This is a genomic window from Streptomyces sp. NPDC005151 (genome assembly GCF_053599875.1).
This window is the reverse complement of the sequence record NZ_JBSFYR010000020.1, coordinates 75,920-82,356: the sequence shown is the minus strand read 5'-3', so window position 1 is coordinate 82,356 and position 6,437 is coordinate 75,920. Positions and strand designations below refer to the sequence as shown.

Annotated in this window: 3 protein-coding genes and 1 pseudogene; all 4 read left to right on the top strand. The window is 69.1% G+C overall.

The window, feature by feature from the left end; translation table 11 throughout:
- A pseudogene (locus ACWD6R_RS14100) lies at positions 1 to 1,012 on the top strand (OmpL47-type beta-barrel domain-containing protein); the annotation flags it as partial.
- A 597-nt stretch (positions 1,013 to 1,609) separates the two neighbouring features.
- Positions 1,610 to 2,770: an ROK family protein gene (locus ACWD6R_RS14095; RefSeq protein ID WP_451818918.1), complete on the top strand. Its 1,161-nt coding sequence runs from the start codon at positions 1,610 to 1,612 to the stop codon at positions 2,768 to 2,770.
- A gap of 185 nt (positions 2,771 to 2,955) precedes the next feature.
- Positions 2,956 to 3,573 (top strand): dihydrofolate reductase family protein, encoded by a 618-nt coding sequence (locus tag ACWD6R_RS14090; protein WP_451818917.1) that lies wholly within the window; start codon positions 2,956 to 2,958, stop codon positions 3,571 to 3,573.
- Positions 3,574 to 3,701: 128 nt separating this feature from the next.
- Complete coding sequence (gene pepN / locus ACWD6R_RS14085) at positions 3,702 to 6,206, top strand: aminopeptidase N (RefSeq protein WP_451818916.1); 2,505 nt, start codon at positions 3,702 to 3,704, stop codon at positions 6,204 to 6,206.
- The last annotated feature ends 231 nt before the right edge of the window (positions 6,207 to 6,437 follow it).

Below are 6,437 nucleotides of genomic sequence, written 5' to 3'. Positions count from 1 at the left end.
CACGGCGCCCGTTGACGTCGGCGCCGTGGGCCGGCACACGTTGAGCTACCGGGCGACCGACAAGGCGGGCAACACCTCGCCGGTGAAGTCGGTCGAGTTCACGGTGGTGGCACCCGAGCCGCCGAAGGACACCACGCCACCCGACACGTCCGCGACGGTGTCGGGGACGAAGGACTCCGCCGGGAACTACGTGTCCAGCGCGAGCGTGACGCTGACCGCTTCGGACGCGGAGTCGGGTGTGGCGGGAATCGAGTACTCGCTCGACGGCGCGTCCTACCGCAACTACACGGCGCCCGTTGACGTCGGCGCCGTGGGCCGGCACACGTTGAGCTACCGGGCGACCGACAAGGCGGGCAACACCTCGCCGGTGAAGTCGGTCGAGTTCACGGTCGTGGCACCCGAACCGCCGAAGGACACCACACCGCCCGACACGTCCGCGACGGTGTCGGGGACGAAGGACTCCGCCGGTAACTATGTATCGAGCGCGACCGTCACGGTGACCGCTTCTGATGCCGAGTCGGGCGTGGCCGGAATCGAATACTCCCTCGATGGTGCGTCATACAGTGACTACACGGCGCCCGTTGCGGTGAAGAACGTGGGCCGGCACACACTGAGCTACCGAGCGACGGACAAGGCGGGCAACACCTCGCCGGCGAAGTCGGTCGAGTTCACCGTCGTGGCGGCTCCGCCCGAGGACAGGACGCCGCCGCAGGTGTCGGCCTCCGTCTCCGGCACGAAGAACGACTCCGGTGACTACGTCGGCAGTGCGACGGTGACGGTGACGGCTTCGGACACGGGGTCGGGTGTGGCCGGGATCGAGTACTCCCTCGACGGCGGCCCCTACCTGCAGTACTCCGCACCGGTGGCGATCGACAGAGCCGGGAGCCACACCTTGCTCTACCGGGCCAGCGACAAGGCCGGCAACACCTCCACGCCGCAGTCGCTGTCCCTCACCATCGTCGACAGCAAGCCGCCGACCGACTGTCCTGAAACGGACGACCGCTCCACCGTGTTCACCGGCTCGATCAATACCGGTGTCCCGAACCGCGTCACGACCAACGGCTGCACGGTCAACGAGCTGATCGAGGATCACCGGGCCTGGAAGAACCACGGCGCGTTCGTCTCACACGTCGGGGAGATCGTCACGACGCTACGGAAGGAGGGAGTCCTCGACCAGCGGGAGGCCGCCCTGATCAAGAAGGCGGCCGGCCAGTCCGACGTCGGCATGCCGAACCACAGTCTCGCCGGTCGCTGAGTCACGGCCGGGCGGTGACGCCGCCTGAGCCGTGTGCCTCGGCCGACTGCGGCAGCGGCCCGCCGAGCGAACCGGACAGCGCACCAAAACCGATGGGGTGGAGAGCTGGACGGCTCCACCCCATCGGGCCTGGCCGCCTCTGCAAGAGCCTGGGCGGCAAAGAGACTGTGCTGCTTCGAACCGGCTTTGTCCATCTGCTGATTAAAGTCCTGTAACTCGGCGCACAAGTTTCTTTTGCCGTCGACGGCACGGTGCTACGGTCCGGTGGAAGTCGCGCCCCCAAGCACCGGGCATGCGAACGGCTCTGACCACGACGGGGGCGGCGTGAGGAGTACGACGGTTCGACCGGCCAATATGCATCAGGCCCGGCTGCTCCGCCTCCTGCGCGACCTCGGCCCGCAGTCCCGGGTCGCCCTCGGGGACCTGGTCGAGCTGTCGCGCTCCAAGCTCGCGTTCGAGATCGACCGGCTGCTGGAAACCGGTCTGGTCGTCCCGGACGGCCTCGCCGCCTCCCGCGGCGGCCGCCGCTCGCACAACGTCCGGGTCGCCCCGTCGCTGCGGTTCCTCGGCGTGGACATCGGCGCCACCTCCGTGGATGTCGCGGTCACCAACGCCGAGTTGGAGGTCCTCGGCCACGTGGCCGAGCAGCTGGACGTGCGCGACGGCCCGGTCGCGGTCTTCGAGCAGGTGCTGGCGTTGGTCCGTAAGCTGCGCGAGGCGACGTCGGCGGAACACTTCGACGGTGCCGGGATCGGCGTGCCGGGACCTGTCCGGTTTCCGGAGGGTGTCCCCGTCGCGCCGCCGATCATGCCCGGGTGGAACGGCTTCCCCGTCCGCGAGGCGATGAGCCAGGAGCTCGGTTGCCCCGTCCTCGTCGACAACGACGTGAACCTGATGGCCCTGGGCGAGCAGCAGGCCGGCGTCGCCCGGTCCGTACGTGACTTCTTGTGCGTGAAGCTCGGGACCGGCATCGGCTGCGGCATCGTCGTCGGCGGCGAGGTCCACCGCGGTATGACCGGCAGTGCCGGCGACATCGGCCACATCCAGGTGGACCCGGACGGGCCGCGGTGCGCCTGCGGCAACACCGGTTGCCTGGAAGCCTACTTCGGCGGGAACGCCCTCGTACGCGACGCGACCGCGTTCGCCGAGTCCGGCCGCTCGACGGAGCTGGCCGGACGGCTCGCATCGGCCGGGAGGCTGACCCCCGAGGACGTATCGGCCGCCGCGGGCGCCGGGGACGCCGCGGCCCTGGATCTGATCCGCTGGGGAGGCAACCGTACCGGTCAGGTCATCGCCGGCCTGGTCAGCTTCCTCAACCCCGGCCTGGTGGTCATCGGAGGAGGGCTCACCGGACTCGGCCACAACCTCCTGGCGAGCATCCGCACCCAGGTCTACCGTCAGTCGCTGCCGTTGGCGACCGGCAACCTGCCGATCGTGCTCGGCGAACTCGGCCAGGTCGCCGGCGTCGTCGGCGCCGCCCGGCTGATCAGCAACCACATCTTCTCACCGGCCTGACGCTTCGATACGCGGCCGGAACCCGTGGTGAGGCGGGCCCCGCGACGTACCGCGCCTTGAAAAAGGAGCCGCGCACCCGTGCCCGGCCGCCGACCGGAGCCCCCACCGTGATCGAGCGGGGGAGATTTCGGTCACGTCCTCCCGACACGCACCCACGCGGACAGCGCAGGCGTATCGTCCCGCCCGTGACCGGATCCCGCACACAGGTGACGAGGAAGATCGTCCTGATGATGTCGGTGTCCCTCGACGGATTCATCGAGGGACCCGACCGCGACATCGGCTGGCACCTCGTCGACGACGAACTGCACCACCACTTCAACGAACAGCTCAGCACCATGGGTGGCTTCCTCACCGGACGCGTCACCCACGAACTCATGGCGGACTTCTGGCCCACCGCCGACGCCGACCCCGCCAACGCCGGACCCGTCGCGGACTACGCCCGAATCTGGCGGGACATGCCCAAAACCGTGTTCTCCCGAACCCTGGAAACCGCCCACTGGAACACGACCGTCCTACGCGAAGTCGACCCCGAACACATCCGGGAACTCACCGCACAGCCCGGCGGCGACCTGGCCCTCGGCGGCGCCGATCTAGCAGCGGCCTTCCGACAGCACGACCTGATCGACGAATACCGGATCTACGTCCACCCCGTACTCATCGGACGCGGCAAACCCCTGTTCCAGGCATCCGACACCAGAACCGGCCTCCGCCTCGCCGGGACCCGCACCTTCGGCAACGGAGTCGTCCTCCTCCACCACCGGCGCGCCGACCCCACCCCGCCGGAAACCACCCCAGGACACTGACCCCGCGGACCCGCCCGCGAACCCGCCCCGCCGACTCCACCTCGCGCACGCACCTCGCGCACACGCACCCGCTCAGCTCTGCGAGAACCCACCTGTGCACCCCCCACCCCATGCGGCAGAGTGGATCCATGTCCGTACTGACGCGCGACGAAGCGCAGACCCGAGCCCAGTTCCTCGACGTGGACAAGTACACGATCGACCTCGATCTGACCACGGGAGAAGACACCTTCGACTCCCGTACTGTCATCCAATTCACCGCACTCGCGGCCGGAGACACCTTCGTCGAGCTCAAGCCCGCCACCCTGCGCTCCATCACCCTCGACGGGCAGCCCCTCGACCCCGCCGACCTCACCGAGAACCGGTTCCCCCTCACCGCACTCACCCCCGGCGCACACGAACTCCGCATCGACGCCGCCATGCGCTACTCCCGCACCGGCGAAGGCATGCACCGCTTCACCGACCCCGCCGACGGCGAAACCTACCTCTACACCCAGCTCTTCATGGAAGACGTCCAACGCGTCTTCGCCGCATTCGACCAACCCGACCTCAAGTCCGTCTTCGCCCTCACCGTCACCGCCCCCGAAAACTGGACCGTCCTCGGCAACGGCATCGCCGAACACACCGGCAACGGCCGCTGGACCATCGCCCCCACCCCACTGATCTCCACCTACCTCGTCGCCGTCGCCGCCGGCCCCTGGCACTCCGTCACCACCCAGCACGCCGGACTGCCCTTCGGCATCCACTGCCGCCGCTCCCTCGCCCCCCACCTCGACGCCGACGCCGACGAAATCCTCGACATCACCCGCGCCTGCTTCGACCGCTTCCACGAAAAATTCGACGAGCCCTACCCCTTCGACTCCTACGACCAGGCATTCGTCCCCGAATTCAACGCCGGCGCCATGGAGAACCCCGGACTCGTCACCTTCCGCGACGAATTCATCTACCGCTCCGCCGTCACCGACACCGAACGCCAAGTCCGCGGCATGGTCATCGCCCACGAAATGGCCCACATGTGGTTCGGCGACCTCGTCACCCTCGCCTGGTGGGACGACATCTGGCTCAACGAGTCATTCGCCGAATACATGGGCTACCAGACCCTCGCCGAAGCCACCCGCTTCACCGACACCTGGGTCGACTTCGGCGTCGCCCGCAAGGGCTGGGGATACGACGCCGACCAGCGTCCCACCACCCACCCCGTCGCCCCCGACCCCGCCGCCGTCCCCGACACCGCATCCGCGATGCTCAACTTCGACGGCATCTCCTACGCCAAGGGCGCATCCGCCCTCCGTCAACTCGTCACCTGGCTCGGCGAAAAGGACTTCCTCGCCGGCATCAACACCCACTTCGCCCGCCACAAATTCGGCAACGCCACCCTCGCCGACTTCATCGACAACCTCGCCTCCGCCACCGAACGCGACGTCCACGCCTGGGCCGACCAATGGCTCCGCACCACCGGCGTCGACACCCTCACCCCCCACATCGAAGAAACCGACACCACCTGGTCCCTCACCGTCGACCACCACGGCACCCGCCCCCACCGCATCGCCGTCGGCACCTACGACCACACCCTGGACACCCAGCCGGGCCCCGACCAGCTCGCCCTCCGCGACCGCTTCGAACTCGACATCCCCCAGGACGGCACCCCCACCACCCACCCCGGCCGCCGCCCCGCCCTCCTCGTCCTCAACGACGGCGACCTCACCTACGCCAAGATCCGCCCCGACGCACCCTCCTGGAACACCGTCGTACGCAGCCTCTCCGGCATCCCCGACCCCCTCACCCGAGCCGTCATCTGGAACAGCGCCCGCGACATGGTCCGCGACGGCGACCTCGACCCCACCACCTACCTCGAAACCGCCCGCACCCACCTCCCGCACGAAACCGACCTCGCCCTCCTCCAAGGCGTCCTGACCTTCGCCGGCACCCAGATCGCCGCACGCTACGTCACCCCCGAAAACCGCCCCGCAGCCCTCGCCACCCTCACCGCCCTCTGCCGCGACCTCATCCGCCGCACAGAAGACGGCACCAACCCCGGCCTCCGCCTCACCGCCGTACGCCACCTCATCGACGCCGCCACCCAACCCGACACCATCCAGACCTGGCTCACCGACGACACCGTCCCCGGCGGACCCGAACTCGACCCCGAACTCCGCTGGCGCATCCTCACCCGCCTCGCCACCCTCGGCGCCACCGACGAAACCACCATCGCCACCGAACTCGAGAACGACCCCAGCGCCACCGGACAGGAAGGCGCCGCCCGCTGCCGCGCCGCCCTACCCACCCCCGAAGCCAAAGCCGCCGCCTGGGACGCCCTGTTCAACGACGACACCCTCTCCAACTACCTCTTCACCGCCACCGCACAAGGCTTCTGGCAAGCCGAACAAACCGACCTCACCAGCGACTACGTCCCCCGCTACTACCCCGACGCCACCCGACTCGCCACCCGCCGGGGCCCCGCCATCGCCGAAGCCGCCGGACGCCACGCCTTCCCCACCTACACCATCACCGCCGACAACCTCCACCTCGGCGAACAAGCACTGGACGGCAACACCCTCACCCCCGCCCTGCGCCGCATGCTCGCCGACCAGATCGACGACCTCCGCCGCGCCCTCGCCGTACGCAACGCCCACTGACCACACAACCCCGCACCACCCCCACAACCACACACCGCACCACCCGTGCCCGGCCCACCCTCACCACCGAGGGGAAGCCGGGCACACCCATACCACCGCCCCCCACCACCACCCCCACAGCCACCACCCGTCCCCCTTTCGAGTTCAGATCACCGAGTTCACCGGCCGCGCCACCAGAAACCCGGACAAGCTGACACGTCCACCCACGCGCGCCCGAAGGACCCCACCACC

Excerpts from the sequence above, each read along its gene's own strand:
- ACWD6R_RS14095 (WP_451818918.1), top strand. The coding sequence starts at position 1,610 with ATGCATCAGGCCCGGCTGCTCCGCCTCCTGCGCGACCTCGGCCCGCAG.
- pepN (WP_451818916.1), top strand. The coding sequence starts at position 3,702 with ATGTCCGTACTGACGCGCGACGAAGCGCAGACCCGAGCCCAGTTCCTC.